This is a genomic window from Halomonas sp. KM-1, from assembly GCF_000246875.1.
GTDB lineage: Bacteria > Pseudomonadota > Gammaproteobacteria > Pseudomonadales > Halomonadaceae > Halomonas > Halomonas aerodenitrificans.
Genome location: NZ_BAEU01000127.1, coordinates 32422 through 56659 on the forward strand (window position 1 = coordinate 32422; position 24238 = coordinate 56659).

A 24238-nucleotide genomic window follows, 5' to 3' on the forward strand; every position below is an offset into this window, starting at 1 on the left:
TCAGGCGGTCCTGCTTCGATGCTCGTGCTGGGCAGGCATGCTGATGAGCCTGACGGCCTGCGCTCAAGGCCAGCTCTCGCCATTGGGTGAGACGCTGCTGGGCAAACAGCCGGCCCGAGACCTGGAGGAACGCGCGGAAGCCCTGCCCTATGCGTCGCTGGTAGCGAAACAGCAAGGCAATCGGGCGCTGCTGATAATGGCGCACCGCACCGGTGAGCACGGACGGGACACCTACTGGCAGGCGGGCGACCACGCCACGCTGCATCTGCGTGACGGCTTGCCCCTCAGCACGGCCGGCTTCGAGGAGGTACTGCTGGGGCGGTGGCAATCCGCCGGCGATGCTCCGCAGCACTACCGGGTGCACGCTCACTGGCAGGACCGCCACGGCCTGGAGTGGCAGGACGTGGCGCAAGCAACGCTCGACTGCGAGCCGCCCGAGCCCGTCGAGATGCCACTGACTCGAATCACACTCGAGCGCTGCACGGAGCGACTCGACTGGCAGGGCAGCAACACGAGTAGCCGCGGGGTGTTCTGGCGCCAGCCGGGAACCCGGTGGATCTGGGGGGGTGACATGACGCTCTGGCCAAAGGGTCAACGGCTGCAGTGGCAGGTAGCACGGCCCTGGTGGAGCGATGCCGAGAATACTGCGAGCGAAGCCGAGCAGATGACCCTGCTCAACGACGATGCATCGCCGTGACGAAGAGAACGAGCATGACCCAACGTCACCACGCCCGCGCCAGGCGCCGGTCCTGCACCAGCCTGGGCACGCTGCTGATACTGACCTTGTCCCTGGCCGCCAAGGCCGACACGCCGACACTTTCACGCCTGTGGCTCGAGCAACCGACGCAGCCCGAGGCGTCTGCTCTTGCCTACTATCTGCTTCACGTCGACCGCGAAGCACAGCGGCATCAGGGCCTGCGGCTTGGGGAAGAACTGACCACATTGGCCGACTGGCATGCCCTGGCAGGCCATGCGGAACTCTCGCGGGGACTGCACGAATGGCGAACCCGCATCGAAGAGCTGCAGGCACATCCCAGTCGCACACTCGCTCGAGCCGATCTGGCTGCCCTGCTGGCCTCGCCGCGCCATGATCCCGCGCTGGACTCACTTGCCGCCGCAGGCACCTGCGCCCTGCCCGACTGGGTCGAATTCTGGCACTTCGGCGGCGTCACTCGCCAACGCTGGCAACCCGGCATGGATCTGCGTGGACTGCTGCGCGAGCGCTCCCGGGGCCACTGGTCCGCGGCAGACGAAGCGTGGGTGCTCCCACCTCAAGGAGCGCCCCGCCGGGTTGGCGTGGCGGCGTGGAACGCCGGCAACCTGCCCTTGGCAGCCGGTAGCCGAGTGGTGCTGATATTCCCCGACCCCGTACAGGAGGCCACCTGGGTCAATCGCGCCCTGCCCGACTACCTGGCCACGCGGCTGCCCAGCGACGCCTGCAGCCCCCTCACGCTGCCGGCCGACGAGCAAACCACGGCGGAGCAAACCGCGACCGAGGGAATCACGACTCAGCAAACTACGACTCAGCAAACTACAACTCAGCAAACCACAGCGGGAGGCGCCGCCCAATGAAGCGCCCCACTGCGCATCCGCTGCGTCTTACCTCTCTTGCTCTGGCCATCATGGCGACGACGATACCCGCCGCCGCCGACTCGACCCAGCCACGTCTGGGCACGGGTCAAGGCGATTTCGGCGGCGTGGGGATCATGCAGACCCCGACGGCCCGCATGGCTCCCTTGGGCGGCTTTGCCTTCTCGATGTCGCGTACCGCGCCTTATCGCCGTTACAACCTGTTCTTCCAGCCCACCGAGTGGCTCGAAGCGGGCTTTCGCTACGTCGAGGTGGAGAATCGCCGCTACCTGGCCGCCCGTGGCGACCGCAACAATCTGGACAAGGGCGTCGACGTCAAGCTGCGTCTGCGCGAAGAGGATCGTTACTGGCCGCAGATTGCGGTCGGCGCTCGCGACATCGGCGGCACCGGCCTGTTCGCGGGTGAGTACCTCGTCGCCAGCAAGCGCTGGCACGATTTCGACTTCACGCTCGGCATCGGCTGGGGCTACCTCGGCAACCAGGAGGATTTCACCAACCCCCTGAGCCGACTCGACGATCGCTTCGAGCGTCGCTCCGGGTTCACTTCAGGCGGCGATGGTGGCAGCGTGAACCTGGGCAGCCTGTTCAGCGGCCGCAGCGCCCTGTTCGGCGGCATCGAGTATCAAACGCCCTGGCGCCCACTGGTGCTGCAGCTCGAGGTCGAAGGCAACGACTACCAGCGCGAACCCCAGCGCAATCATCAGGAGCAGGATACGCGGGTCAATCTGGGCGCCCGTCTGCAACTGAGCGACAACGTCGAGCTCAAGGCCGGCTGGCAACGCGGCAACACCGCCATGCTCGGCATCAGCGTGAGCACCAATCTTGCCGGGGTTTCCCAGCTCAAGCGCGACCCGCTCCCGGCGGAGATCGGCGAGCCACCCGCAGCCAACACCGGCGATTGGAGCGGACTCAGCAGTGAGCTGGATGCCAACGCCGGTATCGGCGTCTACCGCATCTACCAGTCGGACAATAGTGTCGTCATCGAGGGCGAGCCCACCCGCTACCCTTCGCTCGCGGAAAGCGAGTACCGCGCCGGGCGCCTGTTGCACAACCATCTCGGCGACGACGTGGACACCCTGCGCTTCCGCTGGCACGAGCGCGGCATGCCCCTGCGCGAGAGCGTTCACGACCGTCACGCCCTGGCTGCCGCCGCCGTCTCCAGCGCCGAAACCGTCGCCTACCGGCACGGTCTCTATGCACATGCCGGCCATGCACCGCCCCAGGGTGAGCTGCTGCATGAAACCACCTCGCAGGGCTTCTCCTACAGCCTCGCACCGCAGCTCGAACAGAATTTCGGCGGCCCGGACGGCTACCTGTACCGCCTCTCGGCCAACTTCGACAGCGAATATCGGCTGGGGCGCAACGACTGGCTGTCGGCCACGCTGACCTACACGCTGGACGACAATCTCGACAGGTACCACTACATCGGCCCCTCGGACCTGCCGCGTGTCAGGACCCATATCGGCGACTATCTGGCCGAGACCGATATCGGCATCTCCAACCTGCAGTACACCCGTACCGCCCAGCTCGGCAACGATTGGTACGCCATGGGCTATGGCGGCCTGCTCGAAACCATGTTCGCCGGCGCGGGGGGGGAACTGCTCTACCGTCCGTTCAACTCCGACGTAGCCCTGGGCCTGGACGTGAACTGGGTAAAACAGCGTGAGTTCGACCAGCGTTTCGGCATGCGCGACTACAGCACCTGGACCGGTCACCTCACGGGATACTGGCAGACGGATTTCGAAGACGTGCTGGCAAAGGTCAGCGTCGGGCGCTACCTGGCAGGCGATCTCGGCGTCACCTTCGACGTCTCCCGGGAGTTCGAATCCGGTATTCGCCTGGGCAGCTGGGCCACCTTCACCGATGCCGGCAGCGACTTCGGCGAAGGCAGCTTCGACAAGGGGATCTATCTCTCGATGCCGCTGGACGCCTTCTTCGTGCGCTCCACCCGTCAGCGGGCCCAGGTCGCCTGGCGGCCGCTCACGCGGGATGGCGGCGCCCAGTTGGCGCGGCGTCAGACGCTCTTCGACCTGACCGAGGAGCGCAGCATGGGACGCTACTGGGAGGAGCATGCCGAGCTGCTGCGCTGAGTTCAGACGACAGCGGCTTCACCCTATCCGCGCCCGGGCCTCGAACGATCTTCGAATCTTCGAGACCTGGGCTTCGAGACCTGGACCCAGAAACGGCAAGGCCACCGCATCCGCTGCGGTGGCCTTGGTGAAGATAACGGTATAAATGTGGATGAGTGCGTTAGCCGCGGTGATAGCCCGGTGCCACGAAGGGCATCTTGCTCACCACCATCGGCAAGCGCTTACCACGCACCTCGGCATGCACGGTGGTACCGATCTCGGCATACTCGATGTCGACGTAACCCATGGCCACCGGCCTGCCCACGCTGGGGCCGAAGCCTCCCGAGGTCACCCTGCCGATATGACGGCCGTCCTCGCCGTAAAGCTCGGCTCCCTCACGTACCGGAGCGCGCCCTTCGCCCAGCAACCCGACACGCTTGCGGCGATGATCCTTGGCATCAACCTGGTGCAGGATCACATCCGCCCCCGGGAATCCGGCGGACCTTTCCCCCCCATGACGACGCGGCTTGCCGATGGCCCAGATGAGCCCCGCTTCCACGGGCGTGGTCTCGGTGTCGATGTCATGGCCATAGAGACACAGTCCAGCCTCGAGACGCAGCGAATCGCGTGCTCCCAGGCCGATCGCCTCGACCTCATCCTCGGCCAGCAACCTGCGAGCCAGGGCCTCCGCCTCCTCGGCGGGAATCGAAATCTCGAAGCCATCTTCACCGGTGTAACCGCTGCGGCTGATCCACACTGGCACGCCCATCATCTCGAAACGGCCGTGCTGCATGAACACCTGCTCACAGGCCTGCGGACAGTGACGCCGCATGACGTCCGCCGCCTTGGGCCCCTGCAGGGCCAACAATGCGCGATCGAGTACCTCGACGCGGTGCTCGTCGTCGAGCCCCATGTCGAGCAGCGCAATGTCCTGATCCTTGCACGCGGCATTGACCACCAGGTAGAGGTGGTCGCCCGGATTGGCCACCATCAGATCATCCAGGATTCCGCCCGCCTGAGCGGTGAAAAGCGCATAGCGCTGCATGCCCTGGGGCAGCCCGACGATATCGGCACAGACCAGCGTTTCCAGGGCCTCGGCTGGGCTGGGACCATGCAGAAGAAGCTGTCCCATATGGGAGACATCGAACAGCCCGCAGGCATTGCGAGTGTGCTCATGCTCCTTCTTCACACCGAGCGGAAACTGCACCGGCATCTCGTAGCCGGCAAAGGGCACCATCTTGCCGCCCAGTTCGAGATGCAGGTCGTACAACGGTGTGCGCTTGAGATCGCTCATGAGGTTTCCTCGTGACATTGGGATGACAGGGCTGGCCAGGCGGAACGAGGCGCCAGGCAGCGCCTCGTCGACCGCAGGTCCATCACGCCTTGTCGTGATCGAGATCCTCGCCCGGCAACACCTCCTTGCCGTCGAAGTAATCGCGGGTGACCTTGAACACCACCGGTGACAACAAGGCCAGAGCGATCAGGTTGGGAATGGCCATCAGGGCGTTGAAGGTGTCCGCCATGAGCCAGATGAAGCCGAGCTGTGCCATGGCCCCCAGCGGGATGGCCAGCACGAACAGCACGCGATAGAGCATGATCGAGCGGGTGCCGAACAGGAACTGGAAGCACTTCTCACCGTAGAACGACCAGCCCAGAATCGTGGTGAAGGCGAACACCGCCAGCGCCAGCGAGACGATCTGATTGCCCCAGCCGGGCAGTGCCGCATCGAAGGAGAGCGCCGTCAGCGAAGCCCCCGCTTCACCCTCGATCCACACCGTGGAGGTCAGGATCACCAGCGCGGTGATGGTACAGACGATGATGGTATCGATGAATGTGCCGAGCATGGCAATCATGCCCTGCCGAACCGGGTTGCGGGTCTTGGCCGCCGCGTGGGCGATCGGCGCGCTGCCCAGGCCCGCCTCGTTGGAAAAGATACCGCGCGCCACCCCGAAGCGAATGGCGGCCATCACCGCCGCCCCGGCGAAACCACCCACCGCCGCATGCGGGTTGAAGGCGTAATAGAAAATCATGCTGAAGGCTTCGCCCAGTTGGCCGGCATTGACCACCAGCACCACCAGACCGGCCGCGACATAGGCGATACCCATGAACGGCACCAGCTTGCCGGCCACCTTGGCGATACGCTTGATGCCACCGAGAATCACGGCACCCGCCAGCACCATGATGACCACGCCGGTCAGCCAGTGCGGAATACCGAAGGTGGAGTCGAGAGCGTCTGCAACCGAGTTGGACTGTACGGTGTTGCCGATACCGAAGGCCGCCACTGCGCCGAAGAAGGCGAAGGCGCCACCCAGCCACAGCCACTTCTTGCCTAGGCCGTTCTTGATGTAAAACATCGGCCCGCCGACGTGGTAGCCGGTGCTATCGGTCTCACGATAGCGCACGGCAAGCACGGCTTCGGCAAACTTGGTCGCCATGCCTACCAGCGCCGTGATCCACATCCAGAACACCGCGCCTGGGCCGCCAAGAGCAATGGCCGTCGCCACACCGGCAATGTTACCGGTGCCGATAGTGGCGGAGAGTGCCGTCATCAGCGCGTTGAAGGGCGAGATCTCCCCCTCGGCTTCCGCCTTCTTGACCTCACCCGGTGCCGGCTTGGCCTCTCGTCCCTGCCACATCAGCTTGAAGCCGGTGCCCAACTTGCGGATGGGCATCAGTTTCAATCCGAGCTGCAGGTAGAGGCCCACCCCCAGCAGCAGTATCAGCATCAACGGTCCCCAGACCACGCCGTTGATGGCCTCGAATATGGCTGTCAATGTTTCCACGAACGCTTCCCTCTGTTGTATGGAGTGTTATAAGGCATCCCACCGTCTTCAGGGCGTTTCCCCGAAGGATCCTGTAGTGAGACGGCGTACCATAGCGGAAATCGCCAGGAATGCACCAGCTCGCCGAAATGGTTGCTGCAGCCTGGCCGTCAACGCTTGCTGGATACTAGATTAACGCTTGTTTCGTATCGGAAACAACGATAGGACACGCTCCGCCACTACGGTGGACCTCACTGCCATTGCCGCCACTCGACAAACGCCAGCTATAGCGTAGTGAGCCACGCCGCCGCTGTCGAACGGCGGCACGGCCTGGCTGCATGCACGTATCGTCACGGCGGGACTGGACGTTCACGGCTGCAGGCGCCACGCTAACCATGCACGATGCCCTGACAGCGGCGTCGAGCGGCATCTTGAGACTCGCAAAATGCCGACAATGGCGTTAGCATTCACCCAGCCAGAAAACCTTTTTCTTATAGGAAAATCATCATGAGCTCTATTCCTGCCAACCTGCGCTACAACGACAGCCACGAATGGGTGCTGGACAATGGCGACGGCACCGTCACCATCGGCATCACCGATCATGCTCAGGAAGCCTTGGGCGACGTGGTGTTCGTGGAACTGCCCGAGGTTGGGCGCACTCTGGAAAAGGGTGAAGAGTTCGGCGTGATCGAATCGGTCAAGGCCGCTTCGGATCTTTATGCCCCGCTCGCCGGTGAGGTCGTCGCAGTCAACGAGGCTCTCGAAGACGCTCCCGAGACCGTCAACGAAGCCCCCTATGAAGGTGGCTGGATCATGAAGGTTCGCGTCGAGGATGCGGCAGCCGTGGAAGCCCTGCTCGACGCCGAGGGCTACCAGGCCGTGGTCGACAGCGACGCCTGATAGCAACGCACCGATGCCTCCCGGCCCCGCGGCCGGGTTTTCCAGCGCCTGCACTTCCATTTCAATGCACGGGTTTTTCCATGGTTTATGACAACCGCCGCCTGGCCGATCTGGCCGATCATGACGCCTTCATCCGCCGCCACAATGGCCCCGGAGCCGAAGATGTTGCCGCCATGCTGGCGGCGCTCGACATGGAGAGCCTCGAAACGCTGATCGAGCGCACGGTACCGGCAGACATTCGCCTTGGCCGCGAGCTGGACCTCGACCCGCCGCGCAGCGAAGCCGAGGCGCTGGACTACCTAAAGCGCCTGGCGCGGCAGAACAAGGTGTTCAAGACCTACATCGGCCAGGGCTATTACAACACCCACGTGCCGGCCGTGATTCAGCGCAACGTGCTGGAGAACCCGGGCTGGTACACCGCCTACACCCCCTATCAGCCCGAGATCGCCCAGGGCCGCCTGGAAGGCCTGCTCAACTTCCAGCAGATGGTGATGGACCTCACCGGCATGGAGCTGGCCAACGCTTCGCTGCTCGACGAGGCCACAGCCGCCGCGGAAGCCATGGCGCTGTGTCAGCGGGCCAACAAGAAGTCGAAGAGCAACGCCTTCTTCGTCGCCGACGACGTGCTGCCGCAAACCCTCGACGTGGTGCGCACCCGCGCCTACTACTTCGGCTTCGAACTGATCGTCGGCCCAGCCGAGAGCCTGGCCGAGCACGACGTGTTCGGCGCCCTGCTGCAGTACCCGGGCGAAAGCGGACGCGTTCACGATCTCGCCCCGCTGCTGGCCACCGCCCGCGAGCGGAACGTGATGACCTGCGTGGCGGCCGACATCATGAGTCTGGTGATGCTCAAGGAGCCAGGGGCGCTCGGCGCCGACATCGTGGTGGGCAACACCCAGCGCTTCGGCGTTCCGATGGGCTACGGCGGCCCGCATGCCGCCTACTTCGCCACCACCGATTCGCTCAAACGCTCCATTCCCGGGCGCATCATCGGCGTGTCCCGCGATGCTCGCGGCAACACCGCCCTGCGCATGGCGATGCAGACCCGCGAGCAGCACATTCGCCGCGAGAAGGCCACTTCCAACATCTGTACCGCCCAGGCCCTGCTGGCCAACATCGCCGGGTTCTACGCCGTCTATCATGGCGCCGAGGGTCTCACCACCATCGCCACCCGCATCCATCGCCTGACCACCATCCTGGCAGTCGGGCTGAAGGAGAAAGGCGTGCGTCTGGCGCATGACAGCTGGTTCGACACCCTGCGCCTGACCGGGGTCGATGCAGGCAAGATCCACGGTCGCGCCATGACCCATGAGATCAACCTGCGCTATTTCGATAACGGCGACATCGGCGTCAGCCTCGACGAGACCACCACCGCTCACGATCTCGACGCGCTGTTCGACGTGCTGCTGGACGAGGAGCACGGCCTGTCGATCACCGCACTGGACGAGCGCATCGCCGCCGAGGGCATCAGCGGGATTCCCGCCGCCAGCCGCCGCGAATCCGACTTCCTGACGCACCCCAACTTCAAGCGCTTCCGCAGCGAGACCGAGATGCTGCGCTACCTCAAGCGCCTGGAGAACAAGGACCTTTCGCTCACTCATGCGATGATCCCGCTGGGCTCATGCACCATGAAGCTCAACGCCACCAGCGAGATGATCCCGATCACCTGGCCCGAGTTCGGCCAGCTGCACCCCTTCGTGCCCCAGGAGCAGGCCGTCGGCTACAAGCAGATGATCGGCGAACTGGCGGCCTTCCTGGTCGAGATCACCGGCTACGACCACATCTCGATGCAGCCCAACTCCGGCGCCCAGGGCGAATACGCCGGCCTGGTGGCCATTCGTCGCTATCAGGCGGCCCAGGGCGAAGGGCACCGCGACGTCTGCCTGATCCCCAGCTCCGCCCACGGCACCAACCCCGCCTCCGCCGCCATGGCGCAGATGAAGGTGGTGGTGGTGGAGTGCGACAGCAACGGCAACATCGACCTCGACGACCTGCGCGCCAAGGCCGAGAAGCATAGCGAAGCACTGTCGGCGATCATGCTCACCTACCCCTCGACTCACGGCGTGTTCGAGGAGGGCATTCGCGAAGCGTGCGCCATCGTTCACCGCCATGGCGGCCAGGTCTACATCGACGGCGCCAACATGAACGCTCAGGTCGGTCTCTCCCGCCCCGGCGACTTCGGCGGCGACGTCAGCCACCTCAACCTGCACAAGACCTTCTGCATTCCCCACGGGGGCGGCGGCCCCGGCATGGGCCCGATCGGCGTCAAGGCGCATCTGGCGCCCTACGTCTCCAACCATGTGGTCACGCCCATTGCCGGCGTGAACGAGAACTGCGGCGCCGTTTCCGCCGCGGCCTTCGGCAGCGCCTCGATCCTGCCGATCTCCTGGGCCTACATCAAGATGATGGGCGCACGCGGCCTGCGCCAGGCGACCGAGCTGGCCATCCTCAACGCCAACTACATCGCCCGGCGCCTCGAGGCGCACTATCCGGTGCTCTATCGCGGCGTCAACGGCACCGTGGCCCACGAGTGCATCATCGACATCCGCCCGCTCAAGAGCGCCTCGGGCATCAGCGAGGAAGACATCGCCAAGCGCCTGATGGACTACGGCTTCCATGCGCCGACCATGTCCTTCCCGGTGCCCGGCACGCTGATGGTGGAGCCCACCGAGTCGGAGTCGCGCTACGAGATCGACCGCTTCTGCGATGCCATGATCGCCATTCGCGAGGAGATATCCCGGGTCGAGCGCGGCGAGTGGCCGGCCGACGACAACCCGCTGGTGAATGCACCGCACACCATGGCCGACCTCATGGACCCGGCCTGGGAGCGCGCCTACTCCCGCGAAGTCGCCGCCTTCCCCTCGGAAGCGGTCAAGGCGGCCAAGTACTGGCCGGCGGTCAACCGCGTCGACAACGTCTTCGGCGACCGTCAGCTGATCTGCTCCTGCCCCAGCATCGACGAGTACCGCGACTGATTCGCGAGACTGCGACCAGCAACGCAAACGGCCCGCCGAACGATCGGCGGGCCGTTTGCGTTGCGCTTAGCGAAAGCCGCTCACAGAACGCGGCTACGGCAGCGAGGCGATATCCCCGTGACCGAAGCGCTCGCGCATGCGCTGCTCGCGGAACCCTTCGAGCAGACGCGCATAGCGACGGGGAATCTTGGTTCCGCTGCGGCTGACCAGATGCAGGGTCTCGTGCTCGATGACCGGTAGATCGAGCTCCTTGACCTGGCGCTGCCAGGGCGAGGTTTCCAGCACCAGCCGCGAGACCACGGTGAAGCCGAGGCCGCGCGCCACGGCGTCGAGCACCATGCCCACCTCGTTGGTGAAGCCCTGGCGGCGAAACTGGCTCATGGAGCGAAATTCGTCGGGGAAATTGCTGCGCAGCAGCGCGCCGGCGTGATTGACCCCGTCGGAGTAGTTGATGAAGCCGATGCCGATCAGCTCGGTGAGCGAGGTGCCGGCGAAGTCCGCCGGCACGACCAGGCACAGCGGCTCCTGATGCCACAGACTGCAGTTCAGCTCCGGATGGCGGATCGGCTCGGTGACAATGCCCAGATCGTGACGCCCGGCCAACACGTCGGAAACGATCTCGTGGCTGAAGGCGAAGCTGTAGCTGACCGTCAGCCCCGGCGACATCTGCTGCTGACCGAGAATGAAGGGATAGAACATCAGCCCCACGCTGCCCGGCGAGGCGATACGGCACTCACCGGTATCCAGCGCGTCGTCGTCCAGTGAATGACGAAACTGCTCGTGTTCGGCAAACAGCCGCAGCCCGTAGTCGTAGGCCCTGCGCCCGGCCTCGGTGAGAGTGAAGCGCCGGCCCTGCCGCTCCAGCAAGGGCTTGTCGAGGTACTGCTCCAGCTTGCGCACATGCTGGCTGACCCCGGGCTGGGTCATCTCGAGATGCCGCGCAGTACGCGTGAAGCTGCCTGTCTCGACCAGGGTGATGAAGGTGCGAAAGTACTGTGCGTTGAACATGGCGATCGCTTGCAGGGACCAAGGCCGGAAACTCTCATCCTACCACCCCTGGCCCAACCACGCAGCGCTGCGCCGCTGAGGGCAGCGTGATAGCATCGAATGACGACTCGATGACAGGCACGTAAGCCGACACCACAAGGATCGTTTCATGCCAGACACCATCTCCACCATCGTTTCACCGCTGCGCAGCCTGGAAGTGCTCTCACAGCATGAGGTCAACCGCCTGCGCGACACCTCCAAGGCCGGTTTGCACGATCTGCTGCGGCGCTGCTCGCTTGCCGTACTCAGCTCCGGCAGCATGACCGACGACAGCCTGGTGCTGATGGAGACCTATCACGACTTCGACATCGAAGTGATCCAGCAGGACCGCGGCATACGCCTGAAGCTGACCAATGCCCCCGCCCAGGCATTCGTCGACGGCAAGATGATTCGCGGCATACGCGAGCACCTCTCCTCGGTGCTGCGCGACATCGTCTACGTCTACAACGAGATCCAACAGCATCGCCGTTTCGACCTCACCACCGGCGAAGGAACCACCAACGCGGTGTTCCATATCCTGCGCAAGGCCGGCACGCTGAAACCGGGGCGTGACCCCGGTATCGTCGTGTGCTGGGGCGGCCACTCCATCACCCGCGAGGAGTACGAGTACACCAAGGACGTGGGCTACCACCTTGGCCTGCGCGAACTAGACATCTGTACCGGCTGCGGCCCCGGCGCCATGAAGGGTCCGATGAAGGGCGCCAACCTGGCCCACGCCAAGCAGCGCATACTCGACGGCCGCTATCTGGGTATCTCCGAACCCGGCATCATCGCCGCGGAGGCACCCAACCCGCTGGTCAACGAGCTGGTGGTGATGCCCGACATCGAGAAGCGTCTGGAGGCCTTCGTACGCCTGGGCCACGGCATCGTGGTCTTTCCCGGCGGCGTGGGCACGGCGGAAGAGATCCTCTACCTGCTGGGCATCCTGCTCCATCCCGACAATGCCGACATGGCCCTGCCGGTCATCTTCACCGGCCCGGCCAACTCCGCCGACTATTTCCAGCGTATCGACGAGTTTCTCGTCTATACCCTGGGTGAGGCGGCGCGCAGCAAATACCGCATCATCGTCGATGACCCCGTCGAGGTCGCCCGCACCATGCGCAAGGGCATCGATAGCGTCACCGAGTTCCGCCGCGCCCATCAGGACGCCTTCCACTACAACTGGCGCCTCACCATCGCCCGGGACTTCCAGGAGACCTTCGAGCCCACTCACGCGGCGATGGCCGGCCTGGCGCTGCACCGCAGTCAGCCTGTGCACGACCTGGCCGCCAATCTGCGCCGGGCCTTCTCGGGTATCGTGGCGGGTAACGTCAAGGAGCACGGCCTGCGCGCCATCGAGGCGCACGGTCCCTTCAAGTTGCATGCCGAACCGGAGCTGATGCGCCGCCTGGACGAGTTGCTGGGCTCATTCGTCGCCCAGGGCCGCATGAAGCTGCCAGGCCAGGAGTACGTGCCCTGCTATCGGCTGGTATGACAGCGGGCCGGCATGAATGGAAGTGATCGAGTAGAGAAAGAACGGCGGCGCCTGAAAGGCGCCGCCTGCAGTTCAGTCTCGCGGCTCAGTCTCGAGGAACGGCTGGACGCCACCACAGCAATACCGCATGCAGCAGCAGCCCAAGCGTGGCGCCATGCGCGAGCAACAGCTGCCAGCTGATCCAGGCCGTGAACAGCGCATGCCACAGGCCCATCACTACCAACCCTGCCAGCAGCGCCAGTAGCAGCCGCTTGCCCAGCTGCGGCAGCCGGCGGCGTTGGTCCGCATCCAGCATGCGCCAGTTGAGGAAAGCCACCACCGCCACCACCGCCAGCGCTATCGAGATCAGCGACAGGCGATTGCCATAATCGCCGGCGATGAATCGCGGCACGGTAGCGAGCATCAGTATCAGCAAGCCCGCCAGCAGGCTCAGTCGTTCCGCAGTCGGCTCGGCATGCATCTCAAGCCACCTGCAGCTGTTGGTCTTCGATCCACTCCTCGACCCAGGGCAGCGCAGCATCGTCGGCCATGAAGGTCTCCATGGCATCGATCTCCAGCCGCTCCCCCAGCCGGGTGGCCCCAAGCCCTTCGAGCATCTCATCAAGACGGCGCCCTGCTCCGCAGAAAGTATCACCGTAGGAGCTGTCGCCCATGGCGATCAAGCCGTAGCGCACGCCCACCAGCGACGGGCTTCGCTCATCGAGGGCGCGGGCAAAGGGTACGAAATTGCCCGGGAAATCGCCGCTGCCGGTGGTGGAGACGCAGAACAGCACCAGATCGGGCCGCTCTTCGGTCAAGTCCTCGAGCGTGGGCTGCTCGAGAACCGTGGTCTCGTAGCCGGCATCCTTGAACAGCGGAGCGACCTGTTCGGCGACATCAAGGGCGCCGCCATACATGGTTCCTACGAAAATCTTCAGCATTGGCATGTCGGAAATAGACCTGATTCGTTCAACCGATACGTTCGACACGAGTTTACCACGTGTCGGCGAGTTGGCGCCGAACGCCACCACCCGCCATCGCCAAGCGACAGGTTGTCGCAGGCGGCTCGAAAGCTGGCCAAGTATAATGTTCGGTCTCTGTTTCGAGGAGGCGACATGCTGGAGGCGCATACGTTCGAAGCCTGGGTCACCCCGCTGCTGATCGGCGGCCTGATCCTGTTCATGGGCTTCATCATCTGGGACCTGGCCAAGCAATCCCAGGCCGGTCGCTTCGGCACCCTCATGCTGTTCGTGGTGCTCGGCGCGGGCATGATGGGTTACATCTTCAAGGTGGTGATCACCTGGCTGATGGAGAGTGGCGGCGGGGTTTGAGACTGACTGGGCATGTACCCAATAGCCGCAGTATCCAATAGCAAGATGCCACCCGTGGGGTGGCATCTTGCTATGGCGTTTCATCAGCTGGGCGCCGGGCCTTCGTAACGCTCGACCTGGCTCTTGAGCTTCTGGCCGGGTCGGAAGGTCACGACACGTCGCGCCGAAATGGGAATTTCCTCCCCCGTTTTCGGATTGCGCCCCGGGCGCTCACGCTTGTCGCGCAGATCGAAGTTACCGAACCCCGACAGCTTGACCTGCTCGTTCTCGCGCAGACAGGCCCGGATCTCTTCGAAGAAAGCCTCTACCATGGCCTTGGCTTCACGCTTGGTCAGCCCCAACTCAGCATTGAGATGTTCGGCCAGTTCCGCCTTGGTCAACGCTCCCATGTCATCTCCTCAGAGTGGCGGTCCAGCCCGCCGCCGTCATGGCTCCCGGTTCGTTCGAGCACTTACCCGCGCAGCTCGGCCCCCAGATGCTGATGCGACTCGGCGACGATGGCATCGACCAACTGATTGATTTCTTCGTCATTCAGCGTGCGCGAAGGATGCTGCCAGGTCAAGCCCAAGGCAACACTCTTGCTCCCTTCGGGCACCCCTTTGCCCTGATAGACGTCGAACAGGCGCAATTCCTGCAGCCATTGTCCTGCGCGCTGGCGTACGCAATCCAGCAGCGCCTGCACGGGTCGGCTCTCATCGAGCAGGAAGGCCAGGTCCCGACGCACTTCCGGATAGCGCGACAGCGGCTCGAAGGCGGGCAGGCTGCCATGGGTGAGCGCATCCTGACGCACTTCGAACAGATACACCTCGGCCTTCAGGCCAAGCTCGGCCTTGACGGCGGGATGCAGCGCACCGATCCAGCCCACCTGTTCGCCACGGAACACCACCCGCGCACACTGGCCGGGGTGCAGCGCCGAGTGCTCACCCGGCTCGAAGCGCCAGGCATGCTCTTCTCCGCCCAGGGCGATGAGGCTTTCCAGATCGCCTTTCAGGTCGAAGAAATCGACCTTGTCCCGGCTGCCGGCCCACCCCTCGGGAAGGCGCTCACCGCAGACCAACGCACCGACCATGGGGGTCTGGTCCAGCTCATCCAGATCGCCGCGGAAAACGAGCCCCGTTTCGAACAGGCGCACCCGGGTCTGCTGCCGGTTGAGGTTGTACTCCAGCGCACGGATCAGCCCCGGGAACAGGCTTGCCCGCATCACGGCCAGATCGCTGGAAATAGGGTTGGCCAGTCGCGGAGAGACCGCATCCGGCAGCAGCGCCTGCTGCAGTTCGGGGGCAACGAAGCTGTAGGTGACGGCCTCCTGATAGCCCCGTGCCACCAGTTGACGCCGCAGCCTGGCCAGAGGCGTGCGCGCCTCGTTGTCGGGACGCAGCGCCAGGCGGGCCGCGGGACGGCGCACCGGCAGCAGGTTGTAGCCGTGAATCCGCGCCACTTCCTCGATCAGATCTTCCTCGATGGAGATATCGAAGCGCCAGCTCGGCACCTGCGCCTGCCATCCCGCCTCCGTCACTCTGACTGACATACCCAGCCGCTCGAGGATTTCCTGCACCTCGGCCGAGGGTAGTGCCTTGCACAGGGCCTGCTCGAGCCGCGCGGCACGCAGCGTGACCTCACGCGCGGCCGGCATATGGGCATCGCTGATGACTTCCACCAGCGGCCCCGGCTCACCGCCGGTGATCGCGAGCAGTAGCGCCGTGGCACGCTCCACCGCGTCACGGGTAAGGCACGGATCGACCCCTCGTTCGAAGCGATGCGAGGCATCGGTATGCAGCCCATAGGAACGCGCCTGCCCGGCAATCGCCAGGGGCGAGAAGAAGGCGGACTCGAGGAAGATATCGCGGGTTGCCGGGCCGACGCCGGTACCCTCGCCGCCCATCACGCCAGCAATGGCCAGCGGCCCGCGCTCGTCGGCGATGACCAGCGTCGAGGCGTTGAGCGTGATCTCCTGACCGTCGAGCAGTATCAGTTGCTCCCCTTCCCGCGCCAGGCGCACTATCACCGCACCGTGCAGATTCTCCCGGTCGAAGGCGTGCAGCGGCTGGCCCAGTTCGAGCATGACGTAGTTGGTCACGTCGACTACCGGATCGATGGAGCGCACGCCGCTGCGCCGCAGGCGCTCGACCATCCACAGCGGGGTCGCCGCGGTGACGTCCACGCCCTTGATCAAGCGACCGATGTAACGCGGGCAGCGCTCGGCATCCTCAACCCGCACCGAAAAGGTCTCGTCGTGGCTGGCGGCGACCGGCTCGACGGCAGGCTCGGTCACCGCCAGTCGGTTGAGCACGCCGACTTCGCGCGCCAGGCCTTTCAAGCTCAGGCAGTCGCCGCGGTTCGGCGTCAGATCCACCTCGACGGTGTGATCGTCGAGCCCCATCCAGGTGCGAAAATCCTCGCCGGCGGGCGCATCGGCAGGCAGCTCCATAATGCCCGCCGAGGTCTCCTCGGCCAACCCCAGCTCCGAGGCGGAACAGATCATGCCGCGGGATTCCACGCCGCGCAGCTTGGCCTGCTTGATCTTGAAACCGTCAGACTTGGAGTCGCCCGGCAACACTGCCCCGACACGGGCAAACGCTACCTTCTGGCCGACCGCCACGTTGGCGGCACCGCATACCACCTGCACCGGCTCGCCGCTGCCGTCGAGCACCTGGCACACGTTGAGCTTGTCGGCATCCGGATGCTGCTGCTTGTCCACGACCTCGGCTACCACCACACCACTGAAGGCGGCGGCAACGGGCTCGACGGCATCCACTTCCAGGCCGGCCATGGTGATCTGGTCGGCCAGCCCTTGTACGCCCAGCTGCGGTGACACCCACTCGCGCAGCCACTGTTCGGAAAATTTCATGGTCAATCCTGTATTCGGCCGAAGTTCATGTCCGCCTGGGCTCGACGCCCGATCAGGCGAATTGGCGCAGGAAGCGCAGGTCGTTGTCGAAGAACATGCGCAGATCGTTGACGCCGTAACGCAGCATCGCGAGTCGCTCGGCGCCCATGCCGAAGGCGAAGCCCTTGTAGCGTTCCGAGTCGATGCCCGAATGGCGGAACACTTCCGGATGCACCATGCCGCAGCCCATCACTTCGAGCCAGCCGCTGTGGGAGCAGACCCGGCAACCCTCGCCGGAGCACATCACGCACTGGATATCGACCTCGGCGGAGGGCTCGGTGAAGGGAAAATAGGAGGGACGAAAGCGCACCGACAGGTCGTCACGCTCGAAGAAGGCATGCAGGAAGTCTTCGATGGTGCCCTTCAGATCGGCGAAGCTCACGTCCTCGTCGACCAGCAGCCCCTCGACCTGATGGAACATCGGCGTATGGGTCAGGTCGGAGTCGCTGCGATAGACCCGCCCCGGACAGACGATACGGATCGGCGGCGTCTGGCTCTTCATCGTGCGCACCTGCACCGGCGAGGTGTGCGTGCGCAGCAGGCGCGTGGCGTCGAAGTAGAAGGTGTCCGCCATGCCCCGGGCCGGGTGATGGGCCGGAATGTTGAGCGCCTCGAAGTTGTGATAGTCGTCCTCGACCTCAGGCCCCACGGCGACATCGTAGCCGATACGGCTGAACAGCCCCTCGATGCGCTCCAGGGTCAGGGTGACCGGGTGCAGGCCGCCATTGGTCTGGCCACGCCCCGGCAAGGTCACGTCGATGCGCTCTGCGGCCAGCTGTGTTTCCAGCGCCGCCTTGGCCAGTGCCTCGCGACGGGCATCAAGCTCCTCGGTCAGGGCCAGCTTGGCCTGGTTGATGCGCTCCCCCGCCGCCGGACGCTCATCCGCCGGCAGCTTGCCGAGTCCCTTGAGCTGAGCGGTGATCTCACCCTTCTTGCCAAGGTAGCGTACCCGCAGCTCCTCGAGCGCCGCGATGCTGTCGGCAGCCTGAATGGCCTGACGGGCTTCGGTGACCAGTGTTGGTAGATGGTCCATCCGTTGAGCTCCGAAGTCGTTATCGTGCTGTTGACGCGTCAGTGCGCGTCGTAAAAAAACAGGGGAAGAGCGGCTGCTCTTCCCCTGCGACGGTCTGGCATCGACCGGGCCGGCCGCAACCGGCCCGACACCCGAGACAATGTCACTTACTGGGCAGCCTTGGCCTTCTCGACGATGGCAGCAAAGGCAGCCTTCTCGTGAACGGCCAGATCGGCCAGCACCTTGCGGTCGATCTCGATACCGGCCTTCTTCAGGCCGCCGATGAAGCGGCTGTAGGACAGGCCGTGCTGACGGGCACCGGCGTTGATACGCTGGATCCACAGGGCGCGGAACTGACGCTTGCGCTGACGACGGTCACGGTAGGCATACTGACCAGCCTTGATGACAGCCTGCTTGGCCACGCGGAAAACGCGCGAACGGGCACCGTAGTAACCCTTGGCCAGCTTGAGAACCTTCTTGTGACGACGACGAGCGACGACACCACGCTTGACACGAGTCATGGCTTTCTCCTGACGTTAAAGTATGTGACCTGAGGCTTACAGATTCGGCAGCATGCGCTGAATCAGGGCCTTGTCGGCGTCGTGGATAAGCTTCGTACCACGCAGATGACGCTTACGCTTGGTCGACTTCTTGGTCAGGATGTGGCTCCGGAACGACTGCTTGTGCTTGAAGCCGTTGGCCGTCTTCTTGAAGCGCTTGGCAGCGCCGCTGTTGCTCTTGATTTTCGGCATGAGACTAACTCCGCTCGAGATTTTTCAGAAAACCCGGGGCCGGCGGCCGGCTATTGCCGACCGCCCGTCTGACTGGCCTTCGGATCACTTCTTCTTGGGGGCAATGATCATGATCATCTGGCGCCCTTCCATCTTGGGGAAGGACTCCACGGTCCCGATCTCCTCGAGATCCGCGGCGATCCGCTCCATCAGCTTGCGGCCGATGTCCTGGTGCGCCATTTCACGGCCGCGAAACCGCAGCGTGACCTTGCCCTTGTCGCCACCTTCGAGGAAGCGGATCAAGTTACGCAACTTGATCTGGTAATCCCCCTCGTCGGTGCCAGGCCGGAATTTGACTTCCTTGACCTGAATCTGCTTCGTCTTCTTCTTCTGAGCTGCCTTCTGCTTCTTCTGCTCGAAGACGAACTTGCCGTAATCCATGATCTTGCAGACGATCGGATCGGCATTGGAAATCTGGACGAGGTCAAGACCGGCCGCTTCGGCACGCTCGAGCGCTTCGCTCGTGGGCACAACGCCCAGCTGCTCGCCGTCGCTGTCGATCAGGCGCACCTGATCCTCGGTTATCCGCTCGTTCATTGGGGGGCGCTTGTCCTGAGGACGTCCGCGCTGGCTGCTTCGCTTGATCGTTCCGTCTCCGTTCCGGTAATTGACGATGTCGATGCCGACCTGTCTTTCCCCACCTGGGCTTACAGGTCTATTCCAGGCCCTACAGGTCTAATCCAGGTCTACAGACCCAGCCCAGGCCTTACAAGTCTCTTACAGACCTTCTGCCCGTACCCGCTCGATGAAAGCATCGACGGTCATGGTGCCCAGGTTTTCGCCAGTGCGCGTACGCAAGGCAACCGAGTCGGCTTCGACTTCCTTATCCCCTACTACCAGGAGATAGGGAACCTTCTGCAACGTATGTTCGCGGATTTTAAAGCCGATCTTCTCGTTCCTCAAGTCCGCCTTGACGCGAAGGCCAATTTTTTGCAGGCGCCGCTCGAGTTCCAGCGCATAGTCACGCTGGGCATCGGTGATGGTCATGACCACCGCCTGCTCCGGCGCCAGCCACAGCGGCATGGCCCCGGCGTAGTGTTCGATCAGAATACCGATGAAGCGCTCGAAAGAGCCCAGGATGGCCCGATGCAGCATCACCGGGGTCTTGCGCTCGCCATCCTCGTCGACGTACTGGGCGCCCAGGCGGCCCGGCAGGTTGAAGTCGAGCTGTAGGGTACCACACTGCCACACGCGATTGAGACAGTCGCGCAGGGCGAACTCGATCTTGGGCCCGTAGAAGGCGCCCTCGCCCGGCTGCAGCTCCCACTTCAGACCGGTGGCGTTCAGCGCCGCCTCGAGGCCGGCCTCGGCGCGATCCCACAGCGCCGCCTCGCCCATGAAGTCGTCGGGACGGGTCGACAGCTTGAGCTCGACGTCGTCGAAGCCCAGCTCCTTGTAGACCTTGAGCGTCAGAGCAATGAAGGCCTCGGCCTCGCTCTGGATCTGCTTCTCGGTACAGAAGATGTGAGCATCGTCCTGAGTGAAGCCCCGCACCCGCATCAGGCCGTGCAGCGAACCGGAAGGCTCGTTGCGGTGGCAGCTGCCGAACTCGGCCAGGCGCAGCGGCAGGTCACGATAGCTCTTCAGCCCCTGGTTGAACACCTGCACGTGGCAGGGGCAGTTCATCGGCTTGACCGCGTACTCGCGCTTCTCCGACTCGGTGGTGAACATCAGGTCGCTGTAGTGCCCCCAGTGGCCGGATTTCTTCCACAGTGAGAGATCCACCACTTGAGGCGTGCGGATTTCCTGATAGCCATGCTCGATCTGAATCCGGCGCATGTACTGCTCCAGCGCCTGGTACAGAGTCCAACCGTTGGGGTGCCAGAACACCATGCCCGGGGCCTCCTCCTGCAGATGGAAGAGGTCCATGCGCTTGGCCAGCTTGCGGTGATCGCGCTTCTCGGCTTCCTCGAGACGCTGCAGGTGGGCCTTTAGATCCTTCTTGTCGCCCCAGGCGGTGCCGTAGATACGCGTCAGCATCGGCTTGGTGGCATCGCCGCGCCAATAGGCGCCGGCCAGCTTGGTCAGTTTGAACGCCTTCAGGTGCCGGGTATTGGGCACGTGAGGCCCACGGCACATGTCGGTGTATTCCTCGTGATGGTAGAGACGAATGGTCTCGCCCTCGGGGATCTCGCGCACGATCTCCTGCTTGTAGGGCTCCTCCCGATGCAGGAAGGTCAGCATCGCCTTGTCGCGATCCACGTACTCGCGCACCACCTCATAGTCGGTGTCGATCAGCTGCTTCATGCGCGTCTCGATGGCGGCCAGATCATCCGGCGTCACCGAGCGGCCGAAGTCGATGTCGTAGTAGAAACCGTCATCGATCACCGGGCCGATGGCCATCTTGGCATCGGGGTAGAGCTGCTTGACCGCATGCCCGATCAGGTGCGCGCAGGAGTGGCGGATGATCTCGAGCCCTTCCGGGTCACGAGCAGTGATGATGGCCACCTCGGCGTCATGCTCGATGAGGTCGGCGGCATCCACCAGCTCGCCGTCGATCTTGCCGGCCACGCAGGCCTTGGCCAGCCCGGGGCCAATGGACTCGGCCAGCTGCATCACGCTAATGGGTTCGTCGAAAGTTCTCTGACTGCCGTCCGGCAGGGTCACGATGGGCATCGAAGGGTCCTTTGCGCAGTGGTGATCCATACCAGGGATCACGTGTCGCGGTTGATAGCAGATACGAAAAACGGGTCGTCAGCGACATGCAGCCCACCCACTACCTTGGGCGATACGGGTGCCGTATTCATAGCGGCCCCGCTGCACGTCACGGCGACCGACAAGACTACCAGAACAGCCCCCGCTTGCGCCATGGCGAGCATCGCCTGGGCAGAATGAAAGGGACACAGACGCGACAGGGGCACCCGAAGGTGCCCCTGCAGATGACGGTGCTGGAAACTCATCCAGCGCCGGGCATCAATCCCAGTTGATGATCTCGACGCGACGGTTCTGCGCCCGTCCTTCGTCGGTGTCGTTGGTGGCAACCGGACGCTCTTCACCGAAACCGCGGGTGGTCATGCGATTCTCGGCAATGCCGCGTGATACGAGGAAGTTACGCACGGAGTTCGCACGACGCTCGGAGAGGCCCACGTTGTACTGCGGGGAGCCCACGGAGTCGGTGTGACCCTCAATGCGCACGCGCAGGTTGGGATTCTCGCGCAGCGTGGTCGCCACTTGGTCCAGAGTCTGATAGGCACCCGGACGGATCTCGTCGGAATCGAAGGCGAAGGTGACTCCGCTATCGAGCGTAACCGGCTCGAACTCGGTGACCGGAGCCGGCTCAGGCTCGGGCATCGGCTCGGGCTCCGGCTCGGCAACCGGCTGCGGCGGGGGGGTGCGATCGGCACACAGCAGAGCGCCGATAGCCGAGCCAGCCACGGCACCAGTTGCAGCACCAGTCTCCTCATCCGAGCTGCTGCTGGTTGCATAGCCGATGCTGCCGCCGATCAGGCCACCGGCGATACCGCACACCACGGGCTGCTGATACCAAGCGGTGCCACCGCCAGTGCCGGCCGTCGCGGTACCGCCCGCGCGCTCACCGCCGCGCTGAAAATCCGTAGCACAGCCAGAAAGGCCGAGCACCAGAGCTGAACCCAACAGCAAGCCAGTCGTTGATTTTTTCATTGCAAGACTCCTTCTTGATTTTCATCTCGGGCTGCACGAAACGCGAATTTCCCGATGGTCAGGACACTCATTGACCCAACGGCTTAAAGTGTAGGCCGTTATCGGCCTTGCTCAAAGCGCCGTCTCACTCCTTTCCCCGGCCATTCTGCCATTTTCTGCCAGCAAATACCCAGGGAATGGCCATGTTTAGCATGGCGGAGCGCCCAAGGCGCTGCCAACATACCGTGCTGTAAAGCTTTTGTATAGATCTCAATGCAGGCTTTCGGGCCAGTTTCGACGAAATTTGAGCACTTCTTCAGCCGCCTTAAGCACCGGCTGGCGCCACTCCGCCTCCACCTCGAGACGCTCGCGGTCCTCGCGCATGTGATCGCGAGGAGCCAGCTGCTTGCGAGCAGAGTGCGTATGCAGGTGCTGGGTGCGCTCATATACCTCGCTGAAGGCCTGGAAGTCGGGCCGCTCGAGCAGGCGCGGGTCGAGAATATCGAGCAGCAGCTTGCAGCGCCACGCGCCTTCGGTGATGTCGACCTGCTCCTGCAGCAACGAAGAGGCAACGATCTCGAGATTGGCAAGGCAGTTCTCATGGGCACGGCGCAGCTCATCCTCACGAAACGCCTCGCGCCGCTGCACCTCCTTCCACAAGGTGTAAGCGTAAGCTGCCAGGCCGGCAATGATGGCCAAGCCCACGGCGAGCAGAATCAATGCCGTCGTCGTCGTCATCCAAACTCCAGAAGGTGGATTGAGGGGCGCATTGTAACGCAAGCCCGCTTCCGAGACAGCGCCCGACGCGCTCACTCAATTCAGCGTGTTATCGATCAGGGTTAGGCTGTATCTGAGAAATCGGCGAGCGATGGCCAGACAAGGCAAAAATTAGCGAAAAGACGGAGTTTACGTGGTGTAAATGAGTATTTTGAGCTAATTTTTAACGCCGTATGGCCAAGCGCAGACAGTTTTCAGAGATAGCCTAGGTCGCTACAGGCGATAAAGGGGCCATTAATCAAACTCTCCCCCCGGTTGTAGCGCAGCGCATGACCATCGCGCGGCTCGATCACCGCCCCACCGGCACCCTCCAGCACCGCCTGGCCGGCGGCGGTATCCCATTCACAGGTCGGCCCGAAGCGCGGATAGAGATCGGCGCGGCCTTCGGCAATGCGGCAGAACTTCACCGAGCTGCCGCAGCGCTCGAGCGTGGCCTCGGGAAAGCGCGCCAGCCAGGTCTGGGTCTGCGCATCGAGATGGGCCCGGCTGGCGAGGATCCGTGGCGGCCTCTCGACACGCACGACCAGCTCCCGACACCGGTTCTCATGCCAGCGCCAGGCACCGATCCCCTTTCCGCCCATCCAAGTCGTGCCTAGTGCCGGCGCATGCACCACCCCCAGCCGTACCTCACCCTTCTCGATCAGCGCTACGTTCACTGTGAAGTCATCGAAGCCATCGACGAACTCACGAGTACCGTCGAGCGGGTCGACCAGCCAGTAGCGGTGCCAGGTAGAGCGTTCCGCCCAGGCGATATCGGCCTGCTCTTCGGACAGCACCGGTATCTCCAGCAGCCTCGGCAAGCCCCGCATCAGGCGACGGTGCGCCACCATGTCGGCCTCCGTGACCGGACTGCCGTCGGCCTTGCCGGCCACCTCGTAGCGTCTTTCGCGTATGCGCAGGATCTCCCGGCCCGCCGCCTCGCAAAGTTCGCGCAGCGCTCGCCCATCGGGCAGCAGAGACGTCGCGCCTTCGTTCTCGATCACGCCTCTTCTCCCTGTCGCAATGATTCAGCAGACCGAAACGCGAGTGCCCGGCACATGCCGG

At 63.9% G+C, this 24238-nt stretch carries 22 protein-coding genes; 7 read left to right on the top strand and 15 right to left on the bottom strand.

Annotated elements, in window-relative coordinates:
* Nucleotides 1–43 precede the first annotated feature (43 nt).
* The 3 genes from B8115_RS15200 to B8115_RS15210 are packed head-to-tail and all read left to right on the top strand — an operon-like array spanning nucleotide 44 to nucleotide 3680.
* Complete coding sequence (locus B8115_RS15200; RefSeq protein ID WP_158409653.1) at nucleotides 44–697, top strand: YjbF family lipoprotein; 654 nt, start codon at nucleotides 44–46, stop codon at nucleotides 695–697.
* Between the two features lie 14 nt (nucleotides 698–711).
* Nucleotides 712–1572, top strand: a complete 861-nt coding sequence (locus tag B8115_RS15205) for a capsule biosynthesis GfcC family protein (protein ID WP_010628677.1) — start codon at nucleotides 712–714, stop codon at nucleotides 1570–1572.
* Complete coding sequence (locus tag B8115_RS15210; RefSeq protein WP_010628678.1) at nucleotides 1569–3680, top strand: YjbH domain-containing protein; 2112 nt, start codon at nucleotides 1569–1571, stop codon at nucleotides 3678–3680. The genes B8115_RS15205 and B8115_RS15210 overlap by 4 nt, the downstream gene beginning before the upstream one ends.
* Before the next feature lie 160 nt (nucleotides 3681–3840).
* Here the strand turns inward: B8115_RS15210 and gcvT are convergent, their stop codons facing one another.
* Both gcvT and B8115_RS15220 read right to left on the bottom strand, forming a co-directional pair.
* Nucleotides 3841–4953, bottom strand: coding sequence for a glycine cleavage system aminomethyltransferase GcvT (gcvT, locus tag B8115_RS15215; protein WP_010628679.1), 1113 nt, complete (start codon nucleotides 4951–4953; stop codon nucleotides 3841–3843).
* 82 nt (nucleotides 4954–5035) lie between these two features.
* Entirely contained in the window at nucleotides 5036–6442 is a 1407-nt protein-coding gene (locus tag B8115_RS15220; RefSeq protein ID WP_010628680.1) for a sodium:alanine symporter family protein, read from the bottom strand.
* 486 nt (nucleotides 6443–6928) lie between these two features.
* On the opposite strand from B8115_RS15220, the gene gcvH reads away from it, so the two are divergent.
* Together gcvH and gcvP are read left to right on the top strand one after the other, a co-directional pair.
* A complete protein-coding gene (gene gcvH / locus B8115_RS15225; RefSeq protein ID WP_010628681.1) occupies nucleotides 6929–7321 on the top strand; it encodes a glycine cleavage system protein GcvH in 393 nt (130 codons plus the stop codon).
* 80 nt (nucleotides 7322–7401) lie between these two features.
* Nucleotides 7402–10296 (top strand): aminomethyl-transferring glycine dehydrogenase, encoded by a 2895-nt coding sequence (gene gcvP / locus B8115_RS15230; RefSeq protein ID WP_010628682.1) that lies wholly within the window; start codon nucleotides 7402–7404, stop codon nucleotides 10294–10296.
* Between the two features lie 93 nt (nucleotides 10297–10389).
* Here gcvP and B8115_RS15235 read toward each other — a convergent pair whose 3' ends face one another.
* A complete protein-coding gene (locus B8115_RS15235; protein WP_010628683.1) occupies nucleotides 10390–11304 on the bottom strand; it encodes a LysR family transcriptional regulator in 915 nt (304 codons plus the stop codon).
* 148 nt (nucleotides 11305–11452) lie between these two features.
* Here B8115_RS15235 and ppnN point away from each other — a divergent pair, with 148 nt between their 5' ends.
* Nucleotides 11453–12817, top strand: coding sequence for a nucleotide 5'-monophosphate nucleosidase PpnN (gene ppnN / locus B8115_RS15240; protein WP_010628684.1), 1365 nt, complete (start codon nucleotides 11453–11455; stop codon nucleotides 12815–12817).
* Nucleotides 12818–12902: 85 nt separating this feature from the next.
* On the opposite strand, the gene B8115_RS15245 is transcribed toward ppnN, so the two are convergent.
* Both B8115_RS15245 and B8115_RS15250 read right to left on the bottom strand, forming a co-directional pair.
* Nucleotides 12903–13277: a hypothetical protein gene (locus B8115_RS15245; protein WP_010628685.1), complete on the bottom strand. Its 375-nt coding sequence runs from the start codon at nucleotides 13275–13277 to the stop codon at nucleotides 12903–12905.
* Between the two features lies 1 nt (nucleotide 13278).
* Nucleotides 13279–13743, bottom strand: a complete 465-nt coding sequence (locus B8115_RS15250; protein WP_010628686.1) for a flavodoxin domain-containing protein — start codon at nucleotides 13741–13743, stop codon at nucleotides 13279–13281.
* 168 nt (nucleotides 13744–13911) lie between these two features.
* Between B8115_RS15250 and B8115_RS15255 the strand changes: the two genes are divergently transcribed.
* The gene (locus B8115_RS15255; protein ID WP_010628687.1) at nucleotides 13912–14127 is read left to right on the top strand and encodes a DUF2788 domain-containing protein; all 216 of its coding nucleotides are present in this window, start codon (nucleotides 13912–13914) and stop codon (nucleotides 14125–14127) included.
* 83 nt (nucleotides 14128–14210) lie between these two features.
* Here the strand turns inward: B8115_RS15255 and B8115_RS15260 are convergent, their stop codons facing one another.
* From B8115_RS15260 to cysQ, 10 genes are all read right to left on the bottom strand, one after another.
* A complete protein-coding gene (locus tag B8115_RS15260; protein WP_010628688.1) occupies nucleotides 14211–14516 on the bottom strand; it encodes an integration host factor subunit alpha in 306 nt (101 codons plus the stop codon).
* A gap of 62 nt (nucleotides 14517–14578) precedes the next feature.
* On the bottom strand, nucleotides 14579–16975 hold the full coding sequence (gene pheT / locus B8115_RS15265) for a phenylalanine--tRNA ligase subunit beta (RefSeq protein WP_010628689.1): 2397 nt from the start codon (nucleotides 16973–16975) through the stop codon (nucleotides 14579–14581).
* A 52-nt stretch (nucleotides 16976–17027) separates the two neighbouring features.
* Nucleotides 17028–18047, bottom strand: coding sequence for a phenylalanine--tRNA ligase subunit alpha (gene pheS, locus B8115_RS15270; protein WP_010628690.1), 1020 nt, complete (start codon nucleotides 18045–18047; stop codon nucleotides 17028–17030).
* Nucleotides 18048–18193: 146 nt separating this feature from the next.
* Nucleotides 18194–18547, bottom strand: a complete 354-nt coding sequence (gene rplT / locus B8115_RS15275; RefSeq protein ID WP_010628691.1) for a 50S ribosomal protein L20 — start codon at nucleotides 18545–18547, stop codon at nucleotides 18194–18196.
* 36 nt (nucleotides 18548–18583) lie between these two features.
* On the bottom strand, nucleotides 18584–18778 hold the full coding sequence (rpmI, locus tag B8115_RS15280; protein WP_010628692.1) for a 50S ribosomal protein L35: 195 nt from the start codon (nucleotides 18776–18778) through the stop codon (nucleotides 18584–18586).
* An 84-nt stretch (nucleotides 18779–18862) separates the two neighbouring features.
* Complete coding sequence (gene infC, locus B8115_RS15285; RefSeq protein WP_274517424.1) at nucleotides 18863–19402, bottom strand: translation initiation factor IF-3; 540 nt, start codon at nucleotides 19400–19402, stop codon at nucleotides 18863–18865.
* Between the two features lie 132 nt (nucleotides 19403–19534).
* The gene (gene thrS / locus B8115_RS15290) at nucleotides 19535–21433 is read right to left on the bottom strand and encodes a threonine--tRNA ligase (RefSeq protein WP_010628694.1); all 1899 of its coding nucleotides are present in this window, start codon (nucleotides 21431–21433) and stop codon (nucleotides 19535–19537) included.
* Nucleotides 21434–21730: 297 nt separating this feature from the next.
* Entirely contained in the window at nucleotides 21731–22438 is a 708-nt protein-coding gene (locus B8115_RS15300) for an OmpA family protein (RefSeq protein ID WP_010628696.1), read from the bottom strand.
* 249 nt (nucleotides 22439–22687) lie between these two features.
* Nucleotides 22688–23155: a DUF2489 domain-containing protein gene (locus B8115_RS15305; protein WP_026038155.1), complete on the bottom strand. Its 468-nt coding sequence runs from the start codon at nucleotides 23153–23155 to the stop codon at nucleotides 22688–22690.
* Nucleotides 23156–23388: 233 nt separating this feature from the next.
* A complete protein-coding gene (gene cysQ, locus B8115_RS15310) occupies nucleotides 23389–24177 on the bottom strand; it encodes a 3'(2'),5'-bisphosphate nucleotidase CysQ (protein ID WP_010628698.1) in 789 nt (262 codons plus the stop codon).
* Nucleotides 24178–24238: the final 61 nt, after the last annotated feature.

Bases quoted from the DNA above. Each gene is read 5' to 3' on its own strand.
- B8115_RS15200 (WP_158409653.1), top strand. From the start codon at position 44: ATGAGCCTGACGGCCTGCGCTCAAGGCCAGCTCTCGCCATTGGGTGAG.
- B8115_RS15205 (WP_010628677.1), top strand. From the start codon at position 712: ATGACCCAACGTCACCACGCCCGCGCCAGGCGCCGGTCCTGCACCAGC.
- B8115_RS15210 (WP_010628678.1), top strand. From the start codon at position 1,569: ATGAAGCGCCCCACTGCGCATCCGCTGCGTCTTACCTCTCTTGCTCTG.
- gcvT (WP_010628679.1), bottom strand. From the start codon at position 4,953: ATGAGCGATCTCAAGCGCACACCGTTGTACGACCTGCATCTCGAACTG.
- gcvH (WP_010628681.1), top strand. From the start codon at position 6,929: ATGAGCTCTATTCCTGCCAACCTGCGCTACAACGACAGCCACGAATGG.
- gcvP (WP_010628682.1), top strand. From the start codon at position 7,402: ATGGTTTATGACAACCGCCGCCTGGCCGATCTGGCCGATCATGACGCC.
- B8115_RS15235 (WP_010628683.1), bottom strand. From the start codon at position 11,304: ATGTTCAACGCACAGTACTTTCGCACCTTCATCACCCTGGTCGAGACA.
- ppnN (WP_010628684.1), top strand. From the start codon at position 11,453: ATGCCAGACACCATCTCCACCATCGTTTCACCGCTGCGCAGCCTGGAA.
- B8115_RS15245 (WP_010628685.1), bottom strand. From the start codon at position 13,277: ATGCATGCCGAGCCGACTGCGGAACGACTGAGCCTGCTGGCGGGCTTG.
- B8115_RS15250 (WP_010628686.1), bottom strand. From the start codon at position 13,743: ATGCCAATGCTGAAGATTTTCGTAGGAACCATGTATGGCGGCGCCCTT.
- B8115_RS15255 (WP_010628687.1), top strand. From the start codon at position 13,912: ATGCTGGAGGCGCATACGTTCGAAGCCTGGGTCACCCCGCTGCTGATC.
- B8115_RS15260 (WP_010628688.1), bottom strand. From the start codon at position 14,516: ATGGGAGCGTTGACCAAGGCGGAACTGGCCGAACATCTCAATGCTGAG.
- pheT (WP_010628689.1), bottom strand. From the start codon at position 16,975: ATGAAATTTTCCGAACAGTGGCTGCGCGAGTGGGTGTCACCGCAGCTG.
- pheS (WP_010628690.1), bottom strand. From the start codon at position 18,047: ATGGACCATCTACCAACACTGGTCACCGAAGCCCGTCAGGCCATTCAG.
- rplT (WP_010628691.1), bottom strand. From the start codon at position 18,547: ATGACTCGTGTCAAGCGTGGTGTCGTCGCTCGTCGTCGTCACAAGAAG.
- rpmI (WP_010628692.1), bottom strand. From the start codon at position 18,778: ATGCCGAAAATCAAGAGCAACAGCGGCGCTGCCAAGCGCTTCAAGAAG.
- thrS (WP_010628694.1), bottom strand. From the start codon at position 21,433: ATGCCCATCGTGACCCTGCCGGACGGCAGTCAGAGAACTTTCGACGAA.
- B8115_RS15300 (WP_010628696.1), bottom strand. From the start codon at position 22,438: ATGAAAAAATCAACGACTGGCTTGCTGTTGGGTTCAGCTCTGGTGCTC.
- B8115_RS15305 (WP_026038155.1), bottom strand. From the start codon at position 23,155: ATGACGACGACGACGGCATTGATTCTGCTCGCCGTGGGCTTGGCCATC.